The sequence below is a fragment of the Lutibacter sp. genome (assembly GCF_021647475.1).
GTDB lineage: Bacteria > Bacteroidota > Bacteroidia > Flavobacteriales > Flavobacteriaceae > Lutibacter.
This window is the reverse complement of sequence record NZ_JAKIUR010000042.1, coordinates 1-23449: the sequence shown is the minus strand read 5'-3', so window position 1 is coordinate 23449 and position 23449 is coordinate 1. Positions and strand designations below refer to the sequence as shown.

The following is a 23449-nucleotide window of genomic DNA, read 5'->3' as shown; positions in this document are numbered from 1 at the left end:
AATCTATACACAATTATATTACCTGGTATAACACCAAAAGACTGCATTCTAGTTTAGGATACCTTTCTCCCCTAGAAATGGAAATAAAATTGAAAGGAATTATTAATAAAGTGGCTTAAGAAAATTGCCCCAAATTTAGTAGGTAGTCCATTGTTATTAAATTTTAACACAAAAAAAAGACGAACAATAATTTGTTCGCCTTTTTTTATTTTATGCCTTAATTTTAAATTTTATCTATTCATAGATATTAAAAACTCTTCATTAGATTTAGAATATTGAATTTTATCTTTAATAAATTCCATAGCTTCCACAGGATTCATATCCGCTAAGTATTTACGTAAAATCCACATACGTTGAACTGTTTTTGGTTCTAACAATAAATCATCTCTACGAGTGCTAGATTTAACTAAATCAATAGCAGGATAAATTCTTCGGTTGGAGATATTTCTATCTAACTGTAATTCCATATTACCCGTTCCTTTAAATTCTTCAAAAATCACTTCATCCATTTTTGAACCAGTTTCAGTTAAAGCGGTAGCAATAATAGATAATGAACCTCCATTTTCTATATTACGGGCAGCACCAAAAAAACGTTTTGGCTTATGTAATGCATTGGCATCAATACCACCAGATAATATTTTTCCTGAAGCTGGTGCAACGGTATTGTATGCTCTAGCCAAACGAGTAATGGAATCTAATAAAATAACTACATCATGTCCGCATTCTACCAAACGTTTTGCTTTTTCTAATACAATGTTAGCTACTCTAACGTGTTTATCTGCTGGTTCATCAAAAGTTGAAGCAACTACTTCGCCTCTAACGCTACGTTGCATATCAGTAACTTCTTCAGGACGTTCATCAATTAATAAAATTATTTGATAAATTTCTGGGTGATTAGATGCTATTGAATTTGCAATATCTTTGAGCAACATGGTTTTTCCCGTTTTTGGTTGGGAAACAATCATACCTCTTTGACCTTTACCAATAGGACAAAATAAATCGATAATTCGGGTAGAAAGTGTACTGTTTTTACCTGCTAAATTAAATTTTTCTTTTGGGAATAATGGTGTTAAGTGCTCAAATGAAACTCTATCTCTAACCACATTAGGATTTAATCCATTAATTTTAGAAACTCTAATTAAAGGGAAATATTTTTCACCTTCTTTTGGAGGTCTTACCACACCTTTAACAGTATCACCAGTTTTTAATCCAAATAATTTAATTTGAGATTGTGATAAATAAATATCATCAGGTGATGATAAATAATTATAATCGGATGATCTTAAAAAACCATAACCATCAGGCATCATTTCTAAAACACCTTCACTTTCAATAATACCGTCAAATTCATAATCTGGGTCTCTATAACGATTTCCATTATTTATGCGTTGACCTTTTTGTTGGTTTGGTTGTCTGTTTTTATGCTGTTGATTTTTTTGTTGATGATCAACTTGTTTTCTTGGTTGGTTTGTAACAGGATTTTTTTGAGAATTCTCATTTTGCTTTTGTGGCCTATCCTGATTTTTATTTTGTATTGGCTTATTTGGTTTCTTTGATTCTTCTTGAGAATTATTTTCAACCTTAACCTGAGTTTTTACAGTTTTCTCTTTTGTTGGTAAACTCTCATTTTGGACTTTATTTTCCAAAGGGTCTGCTGGCTTTTGAACAATTACTTTTTTTTGTTCAATAACTTTTTCAGGAGTTTTTAAATTAATAGCCAATTGGTTGTTCTCCTTTTTCTGAGGGTTAGAAGAACTTTTAGGCTTTTTAATAATTCGTTTTCTTTTGGGTTTGTTATCTAAAGAAGTAGTATCTTTTTTAATAACTTTGGTAGGAGCTGTAGCTTGAATATCTAAAATTAAATAGACTAAGTCTAATTTTTTTAAATGGCTGTACTTTTTTGCACCTATAGTTTTTGCAATTTCTTGCAACTCAACTAAGGTTTTCTCCTTCAATTGGGAAATTTCAAACATTATAATAAGTTATAATTTTAATTTGTATAAAAATCTTTTTAAATATCCTATATGCATTAAGGATTGATTTGTGAATAAATTTTGTGGTAAATAGTTTATTTTAGTTGTAGTTATGTATTTGTTAAATACGCAATGTTATGCAAATATATAAATTTATTTTATATAATTAATCTTTTATTTCTTTAAAAATAAACCGTATTTTTGTCAAACATTATTTTAAAATGATTCAAAGAATACAATCTGTTTATTTATTGCTTGCTACTTTTTTATCTGTAGGCTTAATTTTTTTAGTTTATTTATGGAAAAACTTGGCGGGAGATAAATTTTATGTTTTAGATGCTTTTGCTAGTAATAACTTGCTGTTAAAAAGTGTGACAATTTTATTTTTTGTCTCAGGTTTATTGTCCTTTATTGATATCTTTCTGTTTAAAAATAGAAAATTACAATTTGTAGTGGGACGAATTATTATTTTGATCAATTTTATTTTATTAGGTATTCTCGTATATTTTTCACAAAACTTATCTGGAGAAATTAAAATTTCTGAGAAAGGTATTGGGCTATTAATCCCTATTATAACTATAGTAGTTATCTCTTTAGCTAATAAAGCTATAAAAAAGGATGAAGAGCTTGTAAAATCTGTTGATAGATTACGTTAAACCTAACATCTTAGTATATTTAGTGCAATAAAAACCATTTCTATTAAGAAATGGTTTTTTATTATCACGGTTTACCGTGATTAAAAAAAATCACTATTTTTGGGTATAGTTAAGATTAATTATTTACATACTTTTGAAAAAGGGAAAATATTGAAAAAGATAAAAGTTCATATTGCAGATGATCATCAACTTTTAATTGATGGTATAATAGCAGTGTTATCATCCGAAAAAAACATTGAAGTCGTTGGGCAATCCTTAAATGGTGAAGATGTAATTAATTGGTTTTATAATAATACTGCTGATATCTTAATTTTAGATATTAATATGCCAAAAATTGATGGTGTTGGCGTTCTGCAATATTTTTTTACGAAAAAGATAGACCAAAAAGTTATTGTTCTATCTAGTTATGATGATACTAAACTTATTAAAGAAGTTTTAAAAATTGGCACTAGTGGATTTTTAGCTAAAAATAGTGCAGCTGAAAACATTGTTGAAGCAATTAATACTGTTTATAGTGGAGAGCAATATTTTAGTAAAAGTATCCAAGATAAGTTAATTGCTACCTTTACCAAAAAATCCGTAAAAAATGGTAAAGAATCTAGTGAAAGTGCTTTTTTTAGTTCACTAACTCCACGTGAAATAGAAGTTTTAAAATTGATTGCAGAGCAGTATAATTCAAAAGAAATTAGTAAATTACTTCATATTAGCATAAACACAGTTGAAACACATCGGAAAAATTTAATTTCAAAATTAAATGTAAAAAATGTGGTTGGTTTAGCTATTTATGCAGTTAAAAACAATATTGTTTAATTTTCATTTTTAAATATAATGAAATTCGTAAAACGAGTATTTTTAGTTATTTTAATTGGATTATTTTTTATTGGTAATATTTCTGCAAAAAATTCAATTGAAGCTTTTCAAAATCCAATAAAATTAAAAAATCAAAAATTAAAACTTATTCAGAAATTAATTATCCAGAATAAAACCGAAGAAGCCATTCAACAATTGTATAAAGTAATTGATGAAGTAGAAGCAGAAAAGGACACCCTCGCCATTATTAATAGTCACAGAATGTTGGCAGATATTTTACGTGAAAATGGAAATTATAAAAAATCTAATTTAAGTTATAATTACATAATTCCGTTAATTAAAACCGACTATGAAACTTTACAGTACATCTATTTTAAAAAAGGAGGAAATTTTCAATTAGATGCAAAAGTAGATAGTGCTTTGGCAAACTACTTAAAAGCTGTTGAGCTAAATAAAAAAGTAGCACATAAAGAAGATTTAAAAGCTAAAATACATGCTAATTTAGCAGGTATTTACTATTTAAAAGAAGATTATGATAAGGCAATTGCTAATTCTAAAATTGCTGCAAATTATCAGAAGATACTTGGAAATAAAGAAATTGAAGCAGGTATTTTAAATAACTTAGGAAGTATTTACTATATGCAAGGTAAATATAAAGATGCACTTAAAATGTTTCAAAAAGTACTTTTATTGGTAGGAAATGGTAAAAATGAGTTGGATAAAAAAACGAGAAGATCTGCATTTATTAATATTGCCTATGCTTATAGTGGGTTAAACAATTATAAAAAAGCGTTTGAATTTCAAGATAAATATACCGTTATTGATGATTCCTTAAAGCGAGAATTAAAGTATAAGGAAATTGCTAAAATTTCATCAAAATATAAAGTTGCTAAAAAGGAAAAAGAAGCTGAAGTTGAAAAGTCTAAACGGTTAAAAGCAGAATTACTTTCTAAAGGATTAATTATAGCTTCTGTTTTATTATTGTTAGCTGTTTATGTGTTTTACAAGTTATATAAGCTTTCCAAAAAGAATTATATTCTTAAAATGGAACAGGAACAGTTGGTGAATAGAGCCAATATTGAAAAAATTAAAAGCGATGCTCAATCTAGAATTTTAGCAGCGACTTTAGATGGTAGATTGGAAGAGCGAAAACAAATAGCCTCAGTTTTACATGACAATGTAAGTGCTTTATTATCCGCAGCCAATTTACATTTGTTTGCCAGTAAAAAGCAATTAGGAGAAAATGCTCCAAAAGAAATTGATAAATCTCAAGCTATTATTTCAGATGCCTCAATTCTAATTAGGGATTTATCTCATAAGTTAATGTCTTCTACTTTATTAAAATTTGGATTAACAGCAGCGGTTCAAGATTTATGTGATAAAACTTCTAATTCTACCTTAAATATTAGTTCAAATTTAAAAAATATTACTCGTTTTAATCAAAATTTTGAAATTAAAATATTTAATATCATTACCGAGATGGTAAATAATATGTTAAAACATAGTAATGCTCAAAATGGAATGGTTAAACTTGAACAACTTAATGGTAAATTACAAGTAGTTGTTTTTGATGATGGTGTTGGATTTGATATTGATAAAATTAGAGGAAAGGATGGCGTTGGGCTTAGTCAAATTGAAGCAAGAATTCTTGTATTAGATGGAATCATTAATATTAAATCTTCAGAAGCTGGAACACGAATATTTATATCAGTACCAATAGTTTATTAATGTCTTTTAAATTCTATTATTTCTAAATTAGAAATTTTATCTTTATTTATTTGAAATCGTAGCATTGTTCTAACTTTGTGAAAACCATGTTTCCCGGCAGCTCCTGGATTTAAATGCAACATATTCAGTTTTTTATCATACATCACCTTTAAAATATGCGAATGACCACTAATAAATAATTTAGGAGGATTTAGTTGAATTTCTTTTCTAATTCTAGCATTATAATGATTTGGATAACCACCAATATGAGTTATCCAAACCGATACTTCTTCAATGTTAAATTTAGCATCTAAGGGATATTCTGCTCTAATAATATGATTATCAATATTACCATAAACAGCACGCAGAGGTTTAAGTTTTTTAATTGTATCAACTACCTCAATAGCACCAATATCTCCGGCATGCCAAACTTCATCACATTGTTTTACATACTTTAACATTTGCTTATCTATGTAGCTATGAGTATCTGATAAAAGAAGAATTTTTTTCATTTTATAATTAAAAATCAACTCACAAATATGCTGTATATTTGCAATTATACAAAAGTAACATTTCAGTTGAGATATTTTATTAAACTTGCATATAAAGGAACAAATTATCATGGTTGGCAATACCAACCAAATGCAATTACTATTCAAGAATTGGTTAATAAAACCTTGAGTACATTATTAAAACCTACTATTGATGTTGTTGGTGCCGGTAGGACCGATGCTGGTGTTCATGCAACTGAATTTTACGCACATTTTGATGTAAATAGTAAAATTAATACCGAAGAAGTTATCTATAAAGCCAATGCTATTTTACCCGATGATATTGTTATTTATAGTATTTTTAAAACGGATGATAATTTACACGCAAGGTTTGATGCAATTTCAAGAAGTTATGAATATCATATTTATTTAGGAAGAAATCCATTTAAGAATGATATTACTTGGCAATTAATTAAGAAAAGATTTAATATTGATATGATGAACGAAGCGGCAAAATTGATGTTTGATTATAAAAATTTTAAATGTTTTTCTCGTTCAAATACTGATGTTAAAACTTATAATTGTAAAATTTTAAATGCTGAATGGACTTTAGAAGGAAATAATCTAATTTTTAAAATAACAGCAAATCGATTTTTAAGAAACATGGTTAGGGCAGTTGTAGGAACGTTATTAGATGTTGGTGAAGAAAAAATAACTTTAGATGATTTTAAAAACATAATTGAAAGTAAAAATAGAAAGAATGCGGGATCTTCAGTTCCAGCAAAGGGATTATTTTTGACTAAAATAACTTATCCAAAAAACACAATAAATGAGTAAAAAAGTAACAGGAAAAGCTTTTGATATGCATATTTTTAAACGCTTAATGAGTTTTGCAAGTAAATATCGTATGCAATTTATTATAGGTATAGTTTCTGCTATTTTATTATCATTAGTTGCAGTGGCTCGTCCTATTTTATTACAAAAAATAGTACATATTTATTTTAAAAATAAAGATAAAGTTGGAATACTCAATTTTTCTTTATTGATGATTGTGTTTCTAATTGCTGAAGTTATATTACAATTCGTATTTATTTATAAAGTTAATTGGTTTGGTCAACATATAATTAGAGATATAAGAGTAGAACTTCAAAAACATATGTTAGGTTTTAAAATGACCTATTTTGATAATTCTTCTGTAGGTAAATTGGTAACACGCTTAGTATCTGATACTGAAACTATTGCTCAGTTTTTTGGACAAGGATTGTTTATGATTATCAGCGATTTATTAAAAATGATTGTGGTTGCAATAGTTATGCTTTGGATGAATTGGAAACTAGCCTTAATTGCATTTATTATTTTACCAATTTTAATTTATGCTACTAAAATATTTCAAATGGCAATAAAAAGTGCTTTTCAAGAAGTGAGAAAACAAGTAGCAAACCTAAATGGTTTTGTGCAAGAACGAGTTACAGGAATGAAAATTGTTCAGTTGTTTAACCGTGAAAAATTGGAATATGAAAATTTTGTAAAAATTAATGATTATCATAAAAAAGCACATATAAAAACGGTTTGGTATTATTCCATCTTTTTCCCTATTGCTGAAATTTTATCTTCTATTGCAGTAGGTTTAATGGTTTGGTACGGAGGATTGGATATTGTTAACTCAGGCACTACAAATGTTGGAGAAATTATTGCTTTTATAATGATGTCGCAAATGTTATTTCGACCGCTTCGTCAAATTGCAGATAAATTCAATACATTACAAATGGGAATGGTTGCTGGTAATCGGGTTTTTGAGGTGTTTGATACTGAAAGTTTAATTGAAAATAAAGGAAAAGTTGAAGCAAGTAGGTTTAGTGGAAATATATCTTTTAAAGAGGTTTATTTTAGCTATATTATAGGTGAAGAGGTACTTAAAGGAGTTTCATTTAATGTAAATGCTGGTGAAACTGTGGCGATTGTTGGAGCAACGGGAGCAGGAAAATCTACAATTATTAATTTAGTAAATAGGTTTTACGAAACAAATTCAGGAGAAATAACTATTGACCAAACTAATATAAAAGATTACGAACTAAAATCCTTAAGAAATCAAATTGCAGTGGTGTTACAAGATGTATTTTTATTTTCAGATTCTGTTTATAATAATATTGTTTTAAATGATTTGTCTATTAGTTTAAATGAAGTTAAAAAAGCAGCTAAAGAAATAGGAATTCACGATTTTATTATGAGTTTACCTAATAATTACAATTATAATGTAAAAGAACGGGGAGTTATGTTGTCTTCTGGGCAAAGACAATTAATTGCTTTTTTACGTGCTTATGTTAGTAAACCAAGTATTTTAATTTTGGATGAAGCAACTTCCTCTATAGATTCGTATTCTGAAAAATTAATTCAAAAAGCTTTAGATAAAATAACTCAACATCAAACCTCAATAATAATTGCTCATAGGTTAACAACGGTAAAAAAAGCCGACAGAATTATAGTGATGGATAAAGGAAAAATAGTTGAGCAAGGTTCACATTTACAATTGCTTCAAAAAAATGGCTATTATAGAACCTTATATAATATGCAATTTGCAAGTAACGTGGCCTAATTTAAATCATATCTAATAATTTCGACAAGTTCTTTGTTAGATTTAAATAGTACAAATTCACCATCGTTAAAGTAAGTTATTTTACTAGTTTCTTCGGAAACTACTAAACATAAGGCATCGGTTTTTTCGGTAATTCCTACAGCTGCTCTGTGTCTTAATCCAAAATGAGCAGGTAGCTGTTTTTGTGAAAGCGGTAATACAATACGAGTAGCTATAATCAAATTTTCTTTAATAATAACGGCACCATCATGCAATGGACTATTTTTGTAAAAAATGCTTTCTAAAATTGGTTTATTTACTTCTGCACTCATAGCGTCCCCAGTTGATTTTACAAAATCCAGACTCTGATTTCTTTCTAAAACAATAATTGCTCCCATTTTTTTATCGGCTAAATATTCGCAGGCTGAAATTATTGATTCAACATCCATAGGATTTATAATTTCACTTTGCAAAAATTTTAATTGTTTTAAAAAATTGCGCCGATGTGTAAAATTAGTAGAACCAAGCATTAATAAAAATTTTCTTACTTCAGGTTGAAAAACTATTAAAATAGCAATTGCTCCAACACTAATTAATGTGCCTAGTAAACCACTTAACATTTCCATGTGTAAGGCTTGCGTAATTTTCCAAATTAAAACCACTAAAGTTATTCCAATAAAAATATTAATAGCTACAGTTCCTTTTAATAATTTATATATATAATATAATAAAATTGCAACCAGTAGTATGTCTAAAGCATTTAGGAAAGAAAAGTCTAAAAAATCTAACATGGAGCTTGTTTTTGTAAAAATAGAAAAAGTTATGATAATAAATGGCTAATTGCAATTGCAATTTGGAACTTTATTTTTATTAAACACAAACATTTTATAATCTACTTTAATTTCAGGTAATTTAAGGTTGTTTACTAAAGTTAGATAATTTAAAAAATCTTGATATAATAAATCGTCACTAAAATTCAAATGTAATAAGGTCATTTTATTTTCTGATGAGAAATCAATAAACTCTAATAGTATTTTTTTAAATTTTTCCTTATTAATTTTTGCATCGTTTAAAAAAATGGAATTTTTGTTAAATGTTAAATTGATGTTATTGAAATTAATATATTTTTCAGGATTTTTTTTAATTTCATATTTTGATAATAAACTATCGGTAATAAATGAAATGGAATCGAATTTTATAAAAGATAATTTTTTTGAAATAGTATCAGAATAACTAAAATAATCATGCATCCCTTTTTTTGAATGTACTGAGTTTGCATGTTTAAACTTTATTTTTTTTAATGATGTAATAAAAGTTTTTAAAGGTAATCTCCGGTCTATATTGTAAATCCAATGTGTTGTTGCAATGGTATTTTTTTTATTAATTTCTACTAAAGTATCTTTACCTTTTACATTGAAAAACATCCATATTTCAGAGTGGTTATAAATTACCTCTTCAAAACCTTTGTTTGGTAATGTAGGTATTTTTACTTCTTTTTTTTGACAGCTAAAAAAGCTAACTAAAATAAGTAGGATTATTATTTTCTTCATGAATTTTCTTTTAACAAATTTACAATTTTAATGCATTCTTTGGCTTCTTTTACATCATGTACACGTAAAATGTTTGCTCCATTTAATAAAGCAATTGTGTTTGCAGAGGTAGTTGCATTTAATGCAGATTCTGGGTTAATTTCCAGCGGTTTATAAAGCATTGATTTTCGAGAAATTCCAACTAAACTAGGAACCTCTAAGTTTTTAAATAGTTCCAAATGCTTTAGAAGTTGATAATTATGAGATAAGGATTTTCCAAAACCAAAACCTACATCCGTAATAATATCGTTAACGCCTAGCTTTCTAAGTTGTGCAATTTTATTAGAGAAATAGAAAAGTAATTCTTGCACCACATTATCATAAGTTGGGTTTAATTGCATATTTACGGGAATTCCTTGCATATGCATTATGATGTATGGAACTTGTAATTCAGCAATTGTCCTAAACATATTTTTATCTAAACTTCCTGCAGAAATATCATTTATAATGGCAGCACCATTTAATACGCATTGTTTAGCAACTTCACTTCTAAAAGTATCTATAGAAATTATTATTTTAGGAAATGTTTTTACTAAAGTCTTAATTATAGGTAAAATGCGTTCTAATTCTTCTTTCTCTGAAATTGGTTTAGCTCCGGGTTTTGAAGAATAAGCACCAATATCAATAAAAGTAGCATCTTCTAAAAGCATTTTTTCTACATGTTTTATAATTTCTTTTTCAGAGGAATATTTTCCACCATCAAAAAAAGAATTGGGTGTAATGTTCAAAATTCCCATAACTTTTGGAGAAGATAAATCCACCAAATTTCCTTTGCAATTTATACTGTACATTAACTTACTATTTTATTGATTACTTTGGTAATTTTTGGAGCTTTGTAAGTATTCATTTTAGTAATTAATTCTTCTACAGAATCAGCCGTAATTAACATATTTTTATTAGATTCTTTTAAATAACCTTCAGCAACCATAACGGCTAATTGTTTAATTAAATGATTAAAAAAGCCATTGGTATTTAAAATACCTACAGGTTTTTGCTCAATACCTAACTGACTTAATGTAAGTGCTTCAAAAATTTCATCTAACGTTCCAAATCCTCCTGGTAAGGCAATATAACCATCTACTAATTTGCTAATGGTAACTTTACGATCGCTCATTGTTTTAGTCACAATCATTTCAGAAATATTTGAATGAGCAACTTCTTCATGACGAAGTAACCCCGGAATTACCCCAATAACTTCACCGTTTTTTTTCAATATAGAATCTGCTAAAGCTCCCATCATTCCAATTTTTCCTCCACCATATACTAAACTGATTTTATTATCAGCAAAATAGGTTCCTAATTTAATAGCATCATTTTTATAAACCTCACTAAATCCTAGGCTTGAGCCACAAAAAACGGCAATTTTCTTCATAATTAACAAGATGTTTTTTTATTCCTTAAATTTGTTCGAAATTTACGCAAATTAAAGTTACATGCAACAAACTTCAAAACAGTATAATCAGGTTGTTGAAAAATGCCGTTCCCTATACATTAATAAATTAAAAGATTATGGAAGTGCTTGGAGAATTCTACGTTTGCCGTCTCTTACTGACCAAATTTTTATTAAAGCACAACGGATAAGACAATTGCAAGAAAATATTACCCGAAAAGTAGATGAAGGTGAGGTATCTGAATTTATGGGTATTATTAATTATTCGGTTATGGCTTTGATTCAGCTAGAGAAAGGAATTGCTGAACAACCAGATTTAACTAATGAAGAAGCTATTAAATTGTACGATAAGCATATAAAAATCACGAAGCAATTAATGGAGAATAAAAATCATGATTATGGAGAAGCTTGGCGGGAAATGCGTGTAAGTTCATTAACCGATTTAATTTTGCAGAAGTTATTGCGAGTTAAACAAATTGAAAATAATAAGGGTAAAACGTTAGTTTCAGAAGGTATAGATGCTAATTATCAAGATATGATAAATTATGCTATTTTTGCCTTAATTCATTTAAAAGAAAATAATTAATGAAAATTTTAATCCAAATTGCTAGGGTACTAATAGGCGTAACATTTATTTTTTCGGGATTTGTAAAAATGGTAGATCCGTTAGGTACCAGTTATAAATTGCAGGAATATTTAAGTGCAGATGTGTTAAACATAGAAAGTTTAATTCATTACGCTTTACCATTAGCAGTTTTTTTAATTTTTATTGAATTTTTTCTGGGCGTATTATTATTAATCGGGTATTATCCTAAAATTACAGTTTGGAGTTTATTACTCTTAATTTTATTCTTTTTGTTTTTAACTTGGTACTCAGCATATTACAATAAAGTTACAGATTGCGGTTGTTTTGGTGATGCCATAACTTTAACGCCTTGGCAAACTTTTTATAAAAATGTATTCTTTTTAATATTAATTGTTTTTCTATTGTTTAAGGTAAAAGAAATAAAACCTATCGGTAGAATTTCATTATTGAATTGGATTGCTTTTTTATCACTTTTAGGAAGTTTTACGTTAATGTATCATGTATTATTACATTTACCAACTATTGATTTTAGACCTTATGCAGTTGGAAAAAATATTCCAGCTCAAATGCAATATGTTGGTGATGATTTTCCACCAGTTCATGATTTTTTATTAGAATCTAATAAAGGAGAAGATTTAACAAACAAAGTGTTAGAAGCTCCTAAAGTGCTTTTAGTGGTGATGAACTCTATTGAAAAAAGTAGAAAAGGAGGATTTAAAAATGTAAAAGTAATAACAGATAAAGCCTTGAAAGAAGGTTATTTAGTTTACGCATTGTCTTCTTCATTAAATGAAACATATCTAAAATATAAGCAAGAATATAATTTCAATTTTGAAATGTTATTTTGTGATGAAACCACATTAAAAACCATAATAAGAGCAAATCCAGGAATTGTAATTTTAAAAAATGGGACTGTAACAGGTAAGTGGAATGTAAGAGATATAGATGAAATTAATTTATAAAAAATGAAACAAGTTTTATTAGTTTTTCTTGGTGGAGGATTTGGAAGCGTTTCTAGGTATTTGCTAAGTAAATGGGTGAATAATTTTGATACTCATCTTCCTTATGGCACTATGTTGTCAAACGTTTTAGGAAGCTTGTTAATTGGTTTAATATTAGGTTATTTAGCTAAAACACCTCATTTATCTCAAAGTCAATCGTTACTTTTAGCTACCGGTTTTTGTGGAGGTTTTACTACTTTTTCCACTTTTGCTTACGAAAATCACATCTTTTTTAAAAATGGAGACTATCTTCATTTTTTCGCCTACACAACTAGTTCTTTATTGTTAGGTTTTACAGCAGTCTTTTTTGGCTTATACCTTTCAAAACTGCTATAATTTTCTAAAAATCAACTTTTTTTTAATTTCGATCATTATAAAATGATGGATAATTTAATATATAAATTATTTATCCCATAATAAAATGAGGGTTAAAATAAAAAATATATAATAATAAAATATTTACCCCTATAAAATTATGGGGTAAAAATATATAAATATACTTTTGACCGCATATAACCTATAAAATTATTTTATTATGAAGAAAATCGAAACAATTATTCGAAAATCAAAATTTGGTGAAGTAAAGGATGCATTACATCAAATTGAAGTCAATTTTTTTAGTTACTGGGACGTAACAGGAGTAGGCAATGAAAAACAAGGTCATGTGTATAGAGGTGTTAGTTATAGCACAAGCGATATTCAGCGTAGGTTTTTATCTATCGTAGTTTCAGATCCTTTTTTAGAAAAAACTGTAGCGGCAATTATAGAAACTGCTCATACAGGTAATGTTGGTGATGGTAAAATATTTGTTTCCGATGTTATAGAGTCTTATAGAATACGAACGGGTGAAAAAGGTGCAGATGCTCTTAAGTAAACATCAAAAATTAACTAATTAAAAAATATATTATGGATACTAACGCAGTATTAGATTTAATGTGGGTTGTAATTGCAGGGATTTTGGTGTTTTTTATGCAAGCTGGTTTTACACTAGTGGAAACGGGTTTTACTCGATCAAAAAATACTGGAAATATTATTATGAAAAATATTATGGATTTTTGTATTGGTAGTGTGGTTTTTTGGGCAATTGGCTACTCGTTAATGTACGGAGATTCTATTAGTTCATTTATTGGAACTCCTTCTTGGTTTTTTAGTAAACCAAACGAAATGCATAACTTGTTTTTTCAAACGGTATTTGCTGCTACTGCAGCAACAATTGTTTCAGGTGCAATTGCAGAACGAACCAAATTTTCAACATACTTGATTTTTTCACTTTTAATGACGCTTATTATTTATCCCATTTCAGGGCATTGGGTATGGCAAAGTGGAGGTTGGTTAGCTAAAATGGGCTTTACTGATTTTGCAGGTTCAAGTGTGGTACATTCTGTTGGTGGTTGGGCTGCATTAGTAGCTGCCATCATGGTGGGTCCTAGAATTGGGAAGTACACAAAAGGAAAATCAAATGCAATTCCTGGACACAATTTATTAATTGGTTCGTTGGGAGTGTTTATTCTTTGGTTTGGTTGGTTTGGATTTAATGGTGGTTCAGAATTAGCAATAAGTGGCGAACATGCAAATAATGTAGCTGATATTATCATCACTACTAATCTCGCTGGAGCTGCTGGAGCTTTAAGTGCCATGTTTGTTACTTGGATTGCTTATGGCAGACCTGATATTTCCATGACCTTAAATGGTATTTTAGCTGGTTTGGTAGCCGTTACTGCAGGTTGTGCTGCTGTTAGCCCAGCGGGAGCTTTAGCAATTGGAATTATAGCAGGAGTTGTGGTGGTTTTTTCAATTGACTTTATAGATAAAAAATTAAAAATTGATGACCCAGTTGGAGCTATATCAGTTCATGGAGTATCAGGAGCATTGGGAACTTTATTGGTAGGATTGTTTGCTACTGATGGTGGTTTATTTTATGGTGGAGGTTTCCATAAATTAGGTATTCAAGCTATTGGTGTATTTGCAATTGCAGCTTGGGCAATTACTATATCATTTATTGTATTATTCATTTTGAAAAAAACAATGGGATTAAGAGTTTCTAAAGAAGAAGAAGTTGATGGTTTAGATATTCACGAACATAAAGCAAATTGTTTTAATGAATAATAAGTATCAAATAATTATTAATTAAAAAATTGATTACCCGTAATTAATCATAAAATGTTCGTCACCATGGACCTGCTAGCAACAAGCGGGCTTGTTTCAGGTTGACGTATAAATATGAAATATGACACAAAACGGATATATATTATTAAAAAATAGAAGAAATGGAAAAAATAAAAAATTATATAGTAATATTCGCAGTTATAGGATTTGTCTCGAATATTTTTGCACAAGAAGTAACCAAATCAAAATCTACCTTTGACATAGGTGCTGATTTCGCAAGTCGATATGTTTGGCGAGGGTTAGAATTTTCAGATTCACCTGCTGTTCAACCTTATTTGGAATTTAAAATAGGAGATTTAACTCTAGGTGCATGGGCTTCATATGAAACAGGAGGACAAGTAGTTGGTCAAGAATTTGATATCTATGCAAGTTATGCTATTGGCCCTATTTCATTGGGATTTACAGATTATTCATTTCCTAGAGATTTAGCTTCTGCTGGTTATTTTATGATACAAAGGCATACAGGAGAGGCAACAATAAGTTTTGATGGTGTAAAAAAATTCCCTTTATCAATAATGATTGGTGTGAATGTTTATAATGATGATTCAAATTCGGTTTACACGGAATTAAAGTATCCATTTACGGTTGATTCTGTTAAATTAGAAGCGTTTGTTGCGGGTGGAAATGGAATTTATGCTACCAATACTAATTATAAGTTAACCAATTTTGGATTAACGGCTTCAAAAGATATAAAAATCACAGATTCATATAGTTTAGGAGTGTCTGCATCAGCAATTTTTAATCCTGATACAGATAATTCTTATTTAGTATTTACAATCTCTATTTAAAAATAAGATAAAGATTTAGTTAATTATTTTAAGTTATAGCCTATTCATAAATTTGCTGAATAGGCTTTTTGCTATTCTTTTTTAAATGCTTTTACACCAGCAAGTATTTTAATGTTTAAGCTGTTTGCTTTTGGTGGAATTGGACAGGAATATCGATGACTATAAGCACAATATGGGTTGTAGGCTTTATTGAAATCTATAATAATGGTTTTAGTGTTTTTTGACGGCAATTTTAAATCTATAAATCTACCACCTCCGTAGGTAGTTTTACCATTAGATAAATCGTTAAATGGTAAAAATAAATAATTATAAAATTCAGGATTCTGCATTAAATCTTGACTTTTGTACAAGCTTAAATTAAATTCTTTTCCATCTAATTGAAAAGTAGCAATAGCAAATTTTCTATATAATTGAATTTCTGTTGTAGTAGTTTGCATTTCCATTATTGGTGAATCAGGTGTTAATTTTAAAGTAGCTTCTACCTGATATTTTTTATCAATAGGAAAAAATTCTAAAGATTTGAATGTTTTTAAATCTTCTTTGGTTAACGGAGAGGTTTTTGGATTGTTATATTCAACATTTAATTCATATTGAAATTGTTTAATTTCATCAGAGTAACTTAGTTTTTTTTTATTACAACTTGCTATTCCAATAAATAAACAAGATAAAAGTATAATTTTTTTCATGGATAAAAATTTAATCAAAAATAAGAATTTTATATTTAGATTTAATTATAAAATAAATCAAAAATAAGCCGTAAAATATAGTTATAGATTATTGTAGTTTTACAAAATGATAAAAAAGACGGTAGCATCTTATCAAAATTCATTTAAAGGACTTTCAAAAGAAGTTTGGTGGCTTGCTTTAATAACCTTTATTAATAGGGCAGGAACCATGGTTTTGCCTTTTTTATCGTTGTATTTAACTGAAGATTTAAAATTTTCACTAGCACAAGTTGGAACTATTATGGTTTTTTTTGGAATGGGTTCTGTAATTGGTTCTTGGTTAGGAGGTAAGTTGACCGATAAAATAGGTTTTTATCCAGTTATGTTTTGGAGTTTACTAATTACAGGATTCTTATTTATAGGATTACAATATGTAACTACTTTTTATGGTTTTTCCTTAGCTATGTTTTTTACTATGCTTGTTGCAGATACTTTTAGACCAGCAATATTTGTATCTTTAAAAGCATATAGTAAACCAGAAAATCAAACTCGGTCTTTAACTTTAATACGATTGGCAATTAATTTAGGCTTTTCATTTGGACCTTTTTTAGGTGGATTAATTATTGCAACACTTTATTATCCGGGACTTTTTTGGGTTGATGGCATTACTTGTATTGTTGCTATTTTATTGATGCGAATTGTTTTGAAGAAGAAAGAAGCAGTTTTAAATAGAAATTTAGATGAACCTGAAAATAATGATATTTCTATTTTTAAAGATAAATCATATCTTATTTTTTTGGGAGTTATTTTTTTAATGGGATTCGTGTTTTTACAATTATTTACCACCATGCCGTTATATTATAAGTCAAGTCATGGTTTAAATGAAGTTGAAATAGGATTATTAATGTCCATTAACGGAATGCTAATCTTTATTTTAGAAATGCCTTTAATTCATAAAATAGAAAAATCAACTTTAAATAAATTAAAGATAATTACTTGGAGTTTGGTTTTATTTGCATTAAGTTTTTTTGCATTGAATTTATCAAATTGGATAGGAATTTTAATTATTAGTATGGTATTAATAACTTTTGGTGAAATGTTGGCATTTCCGTTTACTAATAATTTTGCTATGAATAGAGCTCCATCTGGTAAAGAAGGAAAATATTTAGCTATGTACACTATGGCATTTTCAATGGCTCATATTTTTAGTGCAAAAACAGGAATGGAAATAATAGAACGATTCAGCTTTGAAGCCAATTGGTATGTAATGGGAAGTTTAGGAATTGTAGCTGTTTTATTAATGATTTGGTTACAAAACACTTTGCAAAAAGAATCTAAAATAAATTAACCTTTCTGAATTTTTGAAATAATTTCCATAATATTTTTACTGTCTTTAGCAGCATTTACTTCCGAATTTTTATAAATAATTTTTCTATTTTTGTCTAAAACAAAAGTCCAGCGAGAAGCGGTTATTCCCCTGGTTAGTAAAAAATTATTTCCATTAAATGCTTTATTTATAGAACCACCTTTTGAAGTTGGAACTCCAAATTTATGTGCAATTTTACCATTAGCATCTGAAAGTAAGGTGAAATTTAAATGATACAATTCTTTAAAATGTTTTAAGTTTTTAACTTCATCACCGCTAATTCCAATGATGGTTACTCCCATTTTTTCTAATTTCGATTTATCATCTCTATAAGCACAAGCTTGTTTAGTGCAACCACTTGTCATTGCAGCAGGATAGAAGTAAACCACTAAAAACGGAGTATTTACTTCAGATGAATTCCAAAGTTTTCCATTATCATTTAAAGCAGAAAAATCACCAATTTTATCACCTTTTTCAGGTTGGCTTGTTTCTTGGGAAAAAATGTTGAAGTTAATGGTAATTATAGCAATTAATACGTAAAAATATTTCATTTTTTTAGTTTTAGTAGTATTTTGTAAAAGTAGATTATGTATATCTGTTTTTAGTCATATGGCTAACACGTCACCCTAAACCTGCTTGCCAACAGGCAAGTTTATTTTAGGGTATCACTTTATTATGTTGATTTACAATCATCATGAGATTCTGAAACAAGCCCGCCTGCTGCTGGCAGGTTCAGAATGACGGACATTATAAATTTATGAGATTTCACGAATATACAAAAATAGGTTTTAGCTGTTAAAATCAGTTAATAAAATTGTTAAAATTTCAAAAGCAGCTTTAGCTATTTTTGTTCTGCCTTAAATTTCTTTTGAGGTTAGTAGATAGTTTCATCTATTAGTAGCTGATAAAATAAGGGAATTATGGATATTTTTAAAGGTCAAAACCTTCTAGAGTTTAGTGAATACTTCAAAACGGATGATAATTGCAAATTATATTTAACATATATCAAATGGAAAAACAGATTTAGCTGCGTAAAATGTGGCAATAAAACGAGTCAGATTCGTAAGAATTTTGCACGCACTTTTAATTGTTTTTTGGGTTTAATTCCCCGACGCTCTGCGTCGAAATAAAAAAGGAATTTCCTATTTGATACCTCGTATGCTTGCGTCGAGGTAGTTCATTAAATGTAGTCATACAGAAACGGCATCAGCAAACACCTTATTCCATAAGGTAAAATTTGGATTACGTAAAGTATTTTTTATTTGTTTTGAGATGTCAACTACCACAAAAAGTTTGTCTGCAAGTTATATGGGCATTCGTTTTGGAGTAACATCGAAAATGCAATGATAACAACTAGACCAATGGAGAGGTTATCGTCCTTTATTCAAAGATTATAACATTACACAAATAGAAAGTAATAACGGAAAATACACACAATGATTCATCAAGTCAAATCTTGGATTAGGACAACCTATTCTTGGGTAAGTGATTTTTAATATAAACAGGTATTTAGATGAGTTTTGTTATCGTTTAAACATATCTAGAAGTAAAATAAATATCTTTAATAATTTGATTGAAAGGATGGTCAAATCAAATAAAATTTATCAAACTAAAATTATATATTCATAACTACTGACCTCAATTTTTCTTTAAGTTTAAAATATAAATAATTTTTAGCTACAATTTTTTTTAAATGATTATTTACTACATTTAACCAATATAATTTAAATTAAATTTTTCATCTAATATTTTACCTTTAACATGTTAAAAATAACTTTTATTAACACAGATTAATATGTTTCATATTGACATTCGTACCGCTTTTTTTGGCTATATAATCATTAACATTATAAGTGCGTTATTAATAGGCTCACTATATTTGCAGGTAAAAAAAAGATTTCCAAAATCATTTTTAATATTTCTGAGTTTTATAATGAGTTCCTCAGGAAATACACTTTTATTTTTTCGCAATAGTATCACCGAATGGGGTGTAATTGGAAATACCTTAGTGGTTTCTTCCACGGTTATACTATTGATAGGTTTAGAACAATTTGTGAATAAAAAAGGAATACAAATTCAAAACTACCTTTTGATTATTGTTTTTTTATTATCTCAATACTATTTTACCTTTTTTAAACCAGATATAAATGCGAGAAGTCTTATTCTTTCTGTAAGCTATTTGTTTTTAAGTTTTCAAATAGCTTGGTTAATGTTAATCAGAGTGCCTTTAAAAATGCGAAAAATAACAGAAGGGGTTGGTTTTGTTTTTTGTATTCTTTTTATTATTCAAGTAGGTCGTATTATTTTAATTAATTTTTTACAACAAAAAAATTTAAATTATTTTAATTTAGGTAATTCTGAAGCATTATTCATCTTTTCCTATCAAATTATATTGATAATGCTTGCGTATAGCATTTCGCTGATGTATACTAAAAGATTAATTAGAGATGTTGTAGGGCAAGAAAAGGAAATTTTAAGATTATCTGCTGAAAAAATTCAACTCGAATTAAACCTTAAGAAAAAGGAGCTTACTCAAAAGGAATTAAATATTGCGTCTTTAAGAGAGGTTAATAAAAATATAATATTTGAATTAAAAAATAATTTAGATAATCTCTCGGAGAAAAAAAATTCTGATATTCATAATTTTATTAGATCTCTAAATAATTTTCCATATAAATCAAAAATTTGGGAAGAGTTTGATGTTCGGTTTAAAGAGGTTAACAGTTACTTTTACACAAAACTACTTACAGATTATCCAATGTTGTCAGTCAATGAAATTAGAGTGGCATGTTTATTAAGCCAAAATTACAACACAAAAGAATTGGCAGAAATTTTGCATAGAAGTACTAAAACGATAGAAAATATTAGAGGAATATTAAGAAAGAAAATGAACCTACATAAAAATGAAAATCTTACGATGTTTTTGTACTCTCTCAAGTAATTTCATTCTTTTTATGGAATATTTTAAAATGGTTTATTTATAATAAACAAGTATTTCTATATCAACTATTTATTGAAATTTAAATTCACTACAATTTCCCACATTTTTGAACAATATTCTTTATAATAGAGTCAAATAAAAAGTAATAAAAACTAGATAAACGGGGCTATAAACGCAATAAAAAGCTATTTTTTTAATTATCGGGGGGTTTTCGGGGGCTGTAAAATCATTTGTTGAATAATGAGTTAAGTACATTTACATCTTTAAAACCCTATAATTATGCTAAAACAACTACTCCTGTTTTTAATTGTTTTTACAATTATTCAACAAATCAACTCCCAAAATACATCTTCTGAGCACTTGGTAAGATCAACCACAGGCGTTGCAGGCTCTTCAGAAAACATTTTAATAAATAATAAAGAGTACGTAATTCAACAAAGTATTGGGCAAACTAGTGCTATTGGTACTTATGAGAATAATAAGTATACCCTTCGACAGGGCTTTATCCAACCAAATGTGTTGGCAAAAATAATAGATAAGCTCATTCCGTTAGATTTAAAAGTTATAGTATATCCTAATCCTTTTGTGGAAAACATTTCCCTTTCTTTTACTGAAGAAATAAAAGATGATATTAGGGTATCAGTTTATGATTTATTGGGTCGTTTGCTATTCGTTAATAGCTATAAAGCAAATAAACACATCAACATAACACTGAAAGATTTGTCTGTAGCAAAATATATATTAAAGGTGAAAGCCAATAATAGGCAGTTCATAAAAACAATTATAAAAAAGTAACCGAATACATTTTAGGTTATTTAAAAACCTTTTTTTAATCAATAATTAACCATTCTTAAAATTTGTAAAATGAAAAAACTCACAATGCTATTGGTACTACTATTGTATGTAACCATTGGAACCGCTCAGCAACTCTATATTGAAGCCGGGAAAACCGTATCATCGTTTGATTACCATAATAATCAAGATCAAACACTAGACAATTTACAATCAACAACACATAGTTTTATGGCATTAGGTTATAAAGATCAACTATTTATAAAAAAGTTAAAAGGATCTTTAGGAATTGCCTATGCTGGATATGGTGCAATTGGAAGCGATAATGTTGTAGGAAATTTCATGGAATGGGATGTAAACTATTTAGAGTTTAACGCTGGACTTGATTATGAAATGTTCAATATTAAGAAAGCTGTTATTTATATAAAAGGAACAACTTCAGCTGGATTCTTAGTGAATGGGAATCAAACCCTTAATAATAAAGTCATTAATTTAAAGAAGGTAGCGGATTTTAACAAGACTGTTTTTAATTTAGGAATCGGACTTGGATTTTCGCACCCTATTTCAGAAAATCTTTCTTTTTACGCACAATATATGTATAGAAAAAGTTTAACTCTTAAAAGTGGAACTGTCAATAATGCAGATTTGGAAGAGTTAAAAATTATTAGCCACAACTTAAGTTTTGGCCTTTTAATTAATATTTCAGATAAATTTTAAATAATATAATTGAATCCCTAATACTTATAAATATGAAACGAATACTAACATTAGTGATATTTGTGTTTACCTTAATTCAAGGATACTCACAAACCAAAGGAATTAGTTACCAAGCGGTAATTTTAAATCCAAATGAACAACAAATCCCAGGTGAAAATGCACAGGGAAATATATTAGCAAATAGCTCAGTTGTAATTCAATTTACAATAATTGACGCTTCAAGTAACGAAGAATATCAAGAATACCATGCCACAAGTACGGATAAATATGGCATGATAAATTTGCTTATTGGAGCAGGAACGGTTACAAGCTCTAATAACTTTTCTGATATTGTATGGGATGGAACTATAAAAAAATTACAAGTAGCCATTGATTTTTCAGGAAGCGGAAGTAATTTTACACCATTAAGTGAGCAAAATCTATCATATATGCCACAACCATTAAATGATACAGCAGTTCAATTAATTAATGATAACGCTACAGATATACTTGCTGAACAGGCTAGAGCAATTGCTGCAGAGCAGTTAAACGCAACAGATATATCAACATTTCAAGCGGGACAAACTACTCAAAATATAGCCATTGCTTTAAATACAGCTAAAACTGAAATTACACCTGCACAAGCCGCAACCATAGCCGCAACCAGTGGAACAAACACAGGTGATCAAGATATTTCAGGAATTGCGATCAATGCAACAGATATTTCAACATTACAAGCAGAGCAAACTACACAAAACACGGCGATAGCTATAAACACATCCAAAACAGGAATTACTCCTGCACAAGCAGCAATTATAGCCGCAACAAGTGGAACAAACACAGGAGACCAAGATATTTCAGGAATTGCGATCAATGCAACAGATATTTCAACATTACAAACAGAGCAAACTACACAAAATACGGCTATTGCATTGAACACCGCTAAAGTGAGTGATGTAAATCATGTAGCTTCTTCTACAACAGATAATTTAACAGAAGGCTCTACTAATTTATATTATACAGAAGCTAGAGTGTCTGCAAATACCGATGTTGTTGCAAATACAGCTAAGTCAGGAATTACTCCTGCACAAGCAGCAATTATAGCCGCAACCAGTGGAACAAACACAGGAGACCAAGATATTTCAGGAATTGCGATCAATGCAACAGATATTTCAACATTACAAGCAGAGCAAACTACACAAAACACGGCGATAGCTATAAACACATCCAAAACAGGAATTACTCCTGCACAAGCAGCAA

At 28.6% G+C, this 23449-nt stretch carries 25 protein-coding genes and 1 pseudogene; 18 read left to right on the top strand and 8 right to left on the bottom strand.

Going from position 1 to position 23449, the window contains the following annotated elements; genetic code table 11:
• Positions 1 to 119, top strand: a 119-nt coding sequence (locus tag L3J60_RS10285; protein WP_291974669.1) for an IS3 family transposase, incomplete at its 5' end; no start/stop codon positions are given.
• A gap of 111 nt (positions 120 to 230) precedes the next feature.
• Here the strand turns inward: L3J60_RS10285 and rho are convergent.
• Positions 231 to 1973, bottom strand: coding sequence for a transcription termination factor Rho (gene rho / locus L3J60_RS10280; RefSeq protein ID WP_291975425.1), 1743 nt, complete (start codon positions 1971 to 1973; stop codon positions 231 to 233).
• Between the two features lie 221 nt (positions 1974 to 2194).
• Here rho and L3J60_RS10275 point away from each other — a divergent pair, with 221 nt between their 5' ends.
• The 3 genes from L3J60_RS10275 (at position 2195) to L3J60_RS10265 (ending at position 5167) form a co-directional block, all read left to right on the top strand.
• On the top strand, positions 2195 to 2629 hold the full coding sequence (locus tag L3J60_RS10275) for a DUF4293 domain-containing protein (protein ID WP_291975424.1): 435 nt from the start codon (positions 2195 to 2197) through the stop codon (positions 2627 to 2629).
• A gap of 99 nt (positions 2630 to 2728) precedes the next feature.
• Positions 2729 to 3439, top strand: coding sequence for a response regulator transcription factor (locus L3J60_RS10270; RefSeq protein ID WP_291975423.1), 711 nt, complete (start codon positions 2729 to 2731; stop codon positions 3437 to 3439).
• A gap of 18 nt (positions 3440 to 3457) precedes the next feature.
• A complete protein-coding gene (locus tag L3J60_RS10265) occupies positions 3458 to 5167 on the top strand; it encodes a tetratricopeptide repeat protein (RefSeq protein WP_291975422.1) in 1710 nt (569 codons plus the stop codon).
• Here the strand turns inward: L3J60_RS10265 and L3J60_RS10260 are convergent.
• On the bottom strand, positions 5164 to 5658 hold the full coding sequence (locus L3J60_RS10260; RefSeq protein ID WP_291975421.1) for a metallophosphoesterase family protein: 495 nt from the start codon (positions 5656 to 5658) through the stop codon (positions 5164 to 5166). The two genes, L3J60_RS10265 and L3J60_RS10260, sit on opposite strands and share 4 nt — an antisense overlap.
• 27 nt (positions 5659 to 5685) lie before the next feature.
• Here L3J60_RS10260 and truA point away from each other — a divergent pair, with 27 nt between their 5' ends.
• Positions 5686 to 6474: a tRNA pseudouridine(38-40) synthase TruA gene (gene truA / locus L3J60_RS10255; RefSeq protein WP_291975420.1), complete on the top strand. Its 789-nt coding sequence runs from the start codon at positions 5686 to 5688 to the stop codon at positions 6472 to 6474.
• Entirely contained in the window at positions 6467 to 8230 is a 1764-nt protein-coding gene (locus L3J60_RS10250; protein WP_291975418.1) for an ABC transporter ATP-binding protein, read from the top strand. The genes truA and L3J60_RS10250 overlap by 8 nt, the downstream gene beginning before the upstream one ends.
• On the opposite strand, the gene cdaA is transcribed toward L3J60_RS10250, so the two are convergent.
• The 4 genes from cdaA to L3J60_RS10230 are packed head-to-tail and all read right to left on the bottom strand — an operon-like array spanning position 8227 to position 11170.
• Positions 8227 to 9000 carry a diadenylate cyclase CdaA gene (gene cdaA, locus L3J60_RS10245; RefSeq protein ID WP_291975417.1) on the bottom strand — a complete coding sequence of 258 codons (774 nt, stop codon included), beginning with the start codon at positions 8998 to 9000 and terminating at the stop codon, positions 8227 to 8229. The two genes, L3J60_RS10250 and cdaA, sit on opposite strands and share 4 nt — an antisense overlap.
• A gap of 45 nt (positions 9001 to 9045) precedes the next feature.
• Complete coding sequence (locus L3J60_RS10240; protein ID WP_291975416.1) at positions 9046 to 9759, bottom strand: hypothetical protein; 714 nt, start codon at positions 9757 to 9759, stop codon at positions 9046 to 9048.
• Positions 9756 to 10589, bottom strand: coding sequence for a dihydropteroate synthase (gene folP / locus L3J60_RS10235; protein WP_291975415.1), 834 nt, complete (start codon positions 10587 to 10589; stop codon positions 9756 to 9758). Before folP ends, L3J60_RS10240 begins: the two co-directional genes overlap by 4 nt.
• Positions 10589 to 11170, bottom strand: coding sequence for a TIGR00730 family Rossman fold protein (locus L3J60_RS10230; protein ID WP_291975414.1), 582 nt, complete (start codon positions 11168 to 11170; stop codon positions 10589 to 10591). The genes folP and L3J60_RS10230 overlap by 1 nt, the downstream gene beginning before the upstream one ends.
• Positions 11171 to 11231: 61 nt before the next feature.
• Between L3J60_RS10230 and L3J60_RS10225 the strand changes: the two genes are divergently transcribed.
• The 6 genes from L3J60_RS10225 to L3J60_RS10200 all read left to right on the top strand — a co-directional run bounded on the left by L3J60_RS10225 (position 11232) and on the right by L3J60_RS10200 (position 15729).
• Positions 11232 to 11774: a DUF1599 domain-containing protein gene (locus L3J60_RS10225; RefSeq protein WP_291975413.1), complete on the top strand. Its 543-nt coding sequence runs from the start codon at positions 11232 to 11234 to the stop codon at positions 11772 to 11774.
• Positions 11774 to 12736 carry a BT_3928 family protein gene (locus L3J60_RS10220; protein ID WP_291975412.1) on the top strand — a complete coding sequence of 321 codons (963 nt, stop codon included), beginning with the start codon at positions 11774 to 11776 and terminating at the stop codon, positions 12734 to 12736. Before L3J60_RS10225 ends, L3J60_RS10220 begins: the two co-directional genes overlap by 1 nt.
• A gap of 3 nt (positions 12737 to 12739) precedes the next feature.
• The gene (gene crcB / locus L3J60_RS10215; RefSeq protein ID WP_291975411.1) at positions 12740 to 13111 is read left to right on the top strand and encodes a fluoride efflux transporter CrcB; all 372 of its coding nucleotides are present in this window, start codon (positions 12740 to 12742) and stop codon (positions 13109 to 13111) included.
• 199 nt (positions 13112 to 13310) lie between these two features.
• Entirely contained in the window at positions 13311 to 13649 is a 339-nt protein-coding gene (locus L3J60_RS10210) for a P-II family nitrogen regulator (RefSeq protein WP_291975410.1), read from the top strand.
• Between the two features lie 32 nt (positions 13650 to 13681).
• Positions 13682 to 14881 carry an ammonium transporter gene (locus tag L3J60_RS10205; RefSeq protein ID WP_291975409.1) on the top strand — a complete coding sequence of 400 codons (1200 nt, stop codon included), beginning with the start codon at positions 13682 to 13684 and terminating at the stop codon, positions 14879 to 14881.
• Positions 14882 to 15042: 161 nt separating this feature from the next.
• On the top strand, positions 15043 to 15729 hold the full coding sequence (locus L3J60_RS10200) for a hypothetical protein (protein ID WP_291975408.1): 687 nt from the start codon (positions 15043 to 15045) through the stop codon (positions 15727 to 15729).
• Between the two features lie 71 nt (positions 15730 to 15800).
• On the opposite strand, the gene L3J60_RS10195 is transcribed toward L3J60_RS10200, so the two are convergent.
• Positions 15801 to 16415 (bottom strand): DUF1684 domain-containing protein, encoded by a 615-nt coding sequence (locus L3J60_RS10195; RefSeq protein ID WP_291975407.1) that lies wholly within the window; start codon positions 16413 to 16415, stop codon positions 15801 to 15803.
• 106 nt (positions 16416 to 16521) lie between these two features.
• Here L3J60_RS10195 and L3J60_RS10190 point away from each other — a divergent pair, with 106 nt between their 5' ends.
• Positions 16522 to 17742 carry an MFS transporter gene (locus L3J60_RS10190; RefSeq protein ID WP_291975406.1) on the top strand — a complete coding sequence of 407 codons (1221 nt, stop codon included), beginning with the start codon at positions 16522 to 16524 and terminating at the stop codon, positions 17740 to 17742.
• On the opposite strand, the gene L3J60_RS10185 is transcribed toward L3J60_RS10190, so the two are convergent.
• Positions 17739 to 18311 (bottom strand): peroxiredoxin, encoded by a 573-nt coding sequence (locus L3J60_RS10185; RefSeq protein WP_291975405.1) that lies wholly within the window; start codon positions 18309 to 18311, stop codon positions 17739 to 17741. The genes L3J60_RS10190 and L3J60_RS10185 overlap by 4 nt on opposite strands.
• A gap of 369 nt (positions 18312 to 18680) precedes the next feature.
• On the opposite strand from L3J60_RS10185, the pseudogene L3J60_RS10180 reads away from it, so the two are divergent.
• The 5 genes and pseudogenes from L3J60_RS10180 to L3J60_RS10160 all read left to right on the top strand — a co-directional run.
• Positions 18681 to 19389, top strand: a pseudogene (locus L3J60_RS10180) (hypothetical protein).
• A gap of 424 nt (positions 19390 to 19813) precedes the next feature.
• Positions 19814 to 20701, top strand: a complete 888-nt coding sequence (locus L3J60_RS10175) for a hypothetical protein (RefSeq protein ID WP_291975404.1) — start codon at positions 19814 to 19816, stop codon at positions 20699 to 20701.
• 279 nt (positions 20702 to 20980) lie between these two features.
• Positions 20981 to 21496: a T9SS type A sorting domain-containing protein gene (locus L3J60_RS10170; protein WP_291975403.1), complete on the top strand. Its 516-nt coding sequence runs from the start codon at positions 20981 to 20983 to the stop codon at positions 21494 to 21496.
• An 84-nt stretch (positions 21497 to 21580) separates the two neighbouring features.
• Positions 21581 to 22210 carry a hypothetical protein gene (locus tag L3J60_RS10165; protein WP_291975402.1) on the top strand — a complete coding sequence of 210 codons (630 nt, stop codon included), beginning with the start codon at positions 21581 to 21583 and terminating at the stop codon, positions 22208 to 22210.
• Between the two features lie 32 nt (positions 22211 to 22242).
• The coding region (locus tag L3J60_RS10160) for a hypothetical protein (RefSeq protein ID WP_291975401.1) at positions 22243 to 23449 on the top strand (1207 nt) is incomplete at its 3' end.

Bases quoted from the DNA above. Each gene is read 5' to 3' on its own strand.
- rho (WP_291975425.1), bottom strand. From the start codon at position 1,973: ATGTTTGAAATTTCCCAATTGAAGGAGAAAACCTTAGTTGAGTTGCAA.
- L3J60_RS10275 (WP_291975424.1), top strand. From the start codon at position 2,195: ATGATTCAAAGAATACAATCTGTTTATTTATTGCTTGCTACTTTTTTA.
- L3J60_RS10265 (WP_291975422.1), top strand. From the start codon at position 3,458: ATGAAATTCGTAAAACGAGTATTTTTAGTTATTTTAATTGGATTATTT.
- L3J60_RS10260 (WP_291975421.1), bottom strand. From the start codon at position 5,658: ATGAAAAAAATTCTTCTTTTATCAGATACTCATAGCTACATAGATAAG.
- truA (WP_291975420.1), top strand. From the start codon at position 5,686: ATGCTGTATATTTGCAATTATACAAAAGTAACATTTCAGTTGAGATAT.
- L3J60_RS10250 (WP_291975418.1), top strand. From the start codon at position 6,467: ATGAGTAAAAAAGTAACAGGAAAAGCTTTTGATATGCATATTTTTAAA.
- cdaA (WP_291975417.1), bottom strand. From the start codon at position 9,000: ATGTTAGATTTTTTAGACTTTTCTTTCCTAAATGCTTTAGACATACTA.
- L3J60_RS10240 (WP_291975416.1), bottom strand. From the start codon at position 9,759: ATGAAGAAAATAATAATCCTACTTATTTTAGTTAGCTTTTTTAGCTGT.
- folP (WP_291975415.1), bottom strand. From the start codon at position 10,589: ATGTACAGTATAAATTGCAAAGGAAATTTGGTGGATTTATCTTCTCCA.
- L3J60_RS10230 (WP_291975414.1), bottom strand. From the start codon at position 11,170: ATGAAGAAAATTGCCGTTTTTTGTGGCTCAAGCCTAGGATTTAGTGAG.
- L3J60_RS10225 (WP_291975413.1), top strand. From the start codon at position 11,232: ATGCAACAAACTTCAAAACAGTATAATCAGGTTGTTGAAAAATGCCGT.
- L3J60_RS10220 (WP_291975412.1), top strand. From the start codon at position 11,774: ATGAAAATTTTAATCCAAATTGCTAGGGTACTAATAGGCGTAACATTT.
- crcB (WP_291975411.1), top strand. From the start codon at position 12,740: ATGAAACAAGTTTTATTAGTTTTTCTTGGTGGAGGATTTGGAAGCGTT.
- L3J60_RS10210 (WP_291975410.1), top strand. From the start codon at position 13,311: ATGAAGAAAATCGAAACAATTATTCGAAAATCAAAATTTGGTGAAGTA.
- L3J60_RS10205 (WP_291975409.1), top strand. From the start codon at position 13,682: ATGGATACTAACGCAGTATTAGATTTAATGTGGGTTGTAATTGCAGGG.
- L3J60_RS10200 (WP_291975408.1), top strand. From the start codon at position 15,043: ATGGAAAAAATAAAAAATTATATAGTAATATTCGCAGTTATAGGATTT.
- L3J60_RS10195 (WP_291975407.1), bottom strand. From the start codon at position 16,415: ATGAAAAAAATTATACTTTTATCTTGTTTATTTATTGGAATAGCAAGT.
- L3J60_RS10190 (WP_291975406.1), top strand. From the start codon at position 16,522: ATGATAAAAAAGACGGTAGCATCTTATCAAAATTCATTTAAAGGACTT.
- L3J60_RS10185 (WP_291975405.1), bottom strand. From the start codon at position 18,311: ATGAAATATTTTTACGTATTAATTGCTATAATTACCATTAACTTCAAC.
- L3J60_RS10170 (WP_291975403.1), top strand. From the start codon at position 20,981: ATGCTAAAACAACTACTCCTGTTTTTAATTGTTTTTACAATTATTCAA.
- L3J60_RS10165 (WP_291975402.1), top strand. From the start codon at position 21,581: ATGCTATTGGTACTACTATTGTATGTAACCATTGGAACCGCTCAGCAA.